Annotated in this window: 2 protein-coding genes; both read right to left on the bottom strand. The window is 72.0% G+C overall.

Going from position 1 to position 2,805, the window contains the following annotated elements; all coding sequences use genetic code 11:
* The coding region (locus AOK03_RS37380; protein ID WP_157869185.1) for a type I polyketide synthase at positions 1-2,028 on the bottom strand (2,028 nt) is incomplete at its 3' end.
* 17 nt (positions 2,029-2,045) lie between these two features.
* On the bottom strand, positions 2,046-2,805 hold a 760-nt coding region (locus tag AOK03_RS44950), incomplete at its 5' end, for a phosphopantetheine-binding protein (protein WP_279616361.1).

The following is a 2,805-nucleotide window of genomic DNA, read 5'->3' as shown; positions in this document are numbered from 1 at the left end:
ACCCGCGACATGCGCCGCCGCGATCTCCCCGATCGAATGCCCGACCACCACACCCGGCCGCACCCCCACCGACTCCCACAACCGCGCCAAACCCACCTGCAGCGCAAACAACCCCGCCTGCGCCCACATCGTGTGATCCAACCGCTCCTTCGGCCCACGCAACACAACATCACGGACCGAACCCCCCAACTCCCCCTCCAGCAGCCCAGACACCTCATCAAAGGCCTCGGCGAATACAGGGAACCGCTCATACAAACCGGCCCCCATCCCCACCACCTGACTGCCCTGACCACTGAACAGCCAGACCACGTCCTTACCCGCGGCCACCGGCACCGGAGGCGGTCCCACCAGTGCCGGATGTGGCTCGTCCGCCGCCAATGCCTCTAGCCCGGCGGTCAGACCGGCGTGCTCCGCGCCCACCACCACGGCCCGGCGCTCATGCAGCGCACGCGCCTTCAGCAGGGACCAGCCGATATCGACAGCGGTATCCAACCGGCCGCCTTCGGAGGCCTGTGCGGCGAGGGCACGGGCTTGGGCGCGCAGCGCTTCTCGACTGCGGGCCGAGACCACCCACGGCACCGCGAGACCTTGCGGGGGCCCGGAGCCTTCGGCAGCGGCGGACGGCGCGGGTGCCTGCTCCACGATCAGGTGGGCGTTGGTGCCGCTGATGCCGAAGGAGGAGACGCCCGCCCGTCGGGGGCGGTCGGTCCGGGGCCACGGCACGGTGTCGGTGAGGAGCCGCACTCCCCCGCCCTCCCAGTCCACGTGGGGCGTGGGCCGGTCGATGTGCAGGGAGGCGGGCAGTTCTCCGTGGCGCATCGACATCACCATTTTGATGACGCCCGCGACACCCGCCGCGGCCTGTGTGTGGCCGATGTTCGACTTCACCGAGCCGAGCCACAGCGGCCGGTCCGCCGGGCGGTCCTTGCCATACGTCGCGAGGAGCGCGTTGCCCTCGATGGGGTCGCCGAGTGTGGTGCCGGTGCCGTGCGCCTCCACGGCGTCGACGGCGTCCGGGGTGACGCGGGCGTTGGTGAGGGCCTGGCGGATCACCCGCTCCTGGGCGACGTCGTTGGGGGCGGTGAGGCCGTTGCTCGCGCCGTCCTGGTTGACGGCGGATCCGCGTACGACACCGAGGACCTGGTGCCCGTTACGGCGGGCCTCGGAGAGACGCTCCAGGAGGATCAGGCCGACGCCCTCGGAGAATCCCGTGCCGTCGGCGGCCTCGGCGAACGGCTTGCAGCGACCGTCCGGGGCCAGCCCCCGCTGACGGGAGAACTCCACGAACGCCGTGGGCGTGGACAGTACGGTCACGCCCCCCGCCAGAGCCAGACTGCAGTCGCCCTGGCGCAGCGCCTGGCAGGCCAGGTGGATCGCCACCAGCGATGCCGAGCACGCGGTGTCCAGTGTCACCGCCGGGCCCTCCAGGCCGAAGGTGTAGGCGATGCGGCCGGAGATGACACTGGACAGGGTGCCCGTGGTGGCGTACCCCTCGACCTCCGGCGGCACCCGCCCCCCGGACATGTGGTCCTGGCTGGACACCCCCGCGTACACGCCGGTGAGCGTGTCCCTGAGCGTGGCGGGATCGATGCCCGCCCGCTCGAACAGCTCCCAGGACACTTCGAGGAGCACGCGCTGCTGCGGGTCGGCGGCGAGCGCCTCGCGCGGATTGACGCCGAAGAAGTCGGCGTCGAAGCGGGCGGCGTCCCGCAGGAACCCGGCTTCCCGCACGTAGGTCGTGCCCGGGTGGTCCGGATCCGGGTGGTAGAGGTTGCCCAGGTCCCAGCCGCGGTCGGTGGGGAACTCCTCGATGCCGTCGCCCCGCGAGGCCACCAGGTCCCACAGCTGTTCCGGTGAGCTCACGCCGCCCGGGTACCGGCAGGCCATCGAGACGATGGCGATCGGTTCCCGCTGCCGCTCCTCCACGTCGCGCAGGCGCTGACGGGTCTGCCCGAGATCCGTCGTCACGCGCTTCAGGTAGTGGCGGAGCTTGTCCTCCGTACCCGGATTCTCTTTCTCACCCGGCATGTCTTCTCCACTCCTGGTCAAGAGGGCAGTTCTCGGTCGATCAGCTCGAAGAGCTCGTCGTCCGACGCGGATTCGAGGTCGTGTTCGTCGCTCTCGGCGGCGTCGCCCCCGGTGTCGCCCGGCGTGCTCGCCGTGTCGTCCAGGCGCCACAGCAGGCTCTGGAGACGCGCCACGAGGCGGCCGCGCGTGTCCTCGTCGTGCGCGTGTCCCGTGATCACCGTCTCCAGCTTGTCGAGCTCGCCGAAGAGCGGCGCCGACGGGTCCGCGCCCGCGGGGCACAGCTGGGTGCGCAGCTCTTCGGCGATGGCCGACGGGGTGGGGTGCCGGAAGATGAACGTGGCGGGCAGGCGCAGTCCGGTGGCGGCGGACAGCCTGTTGCGCAGTTCGACCGCGGTGAGGGAGTCGAAGCCGAGGTCCTGGAAAGGTGCGTCGGCGCGCACCGCGTCGGTCCCGGCATGCCCGAGCACGGCCGCCGCGTGCGTCCGCACCACGTCGAGCAGGGTGCGGTGCTGTTCTTCGGCGGTGAGCACGGACAGCTTGCCCGCCCAGTCGATGTTCTGGCGGGCCACCGTGGCGGCGGTCGGCCGCGCGGATCCCTGGCCGCCGGCGAAGGCGCGGAGGAGGGCGGGGAGGGCGGCGGCGGGTGTGCCCGCCAGGGCGCGGGGGTTGAGGTCGGCGGCGACCAGGTGGGGGCGGCCGCGGCGGTACGCGGCGTCGAGCAGGGCGAGGCCGTGGGCGGTGGTCATCGCCTTGACGCCGATGCGTGCCATTCGGGCC

Origin of the sequence: Streptomyces atriruber (assembly GCF_001418325.1) — a bacterium.
GTDB lineage: Bacteria > Actinomycetota > Actinomycetes > Streptomycetales > Streptomycetaceae > Streptomyces > Streptomyces atriruber.
This window is presented reverse-complemented; position numbering and strand designations above follow the sequence as displayed.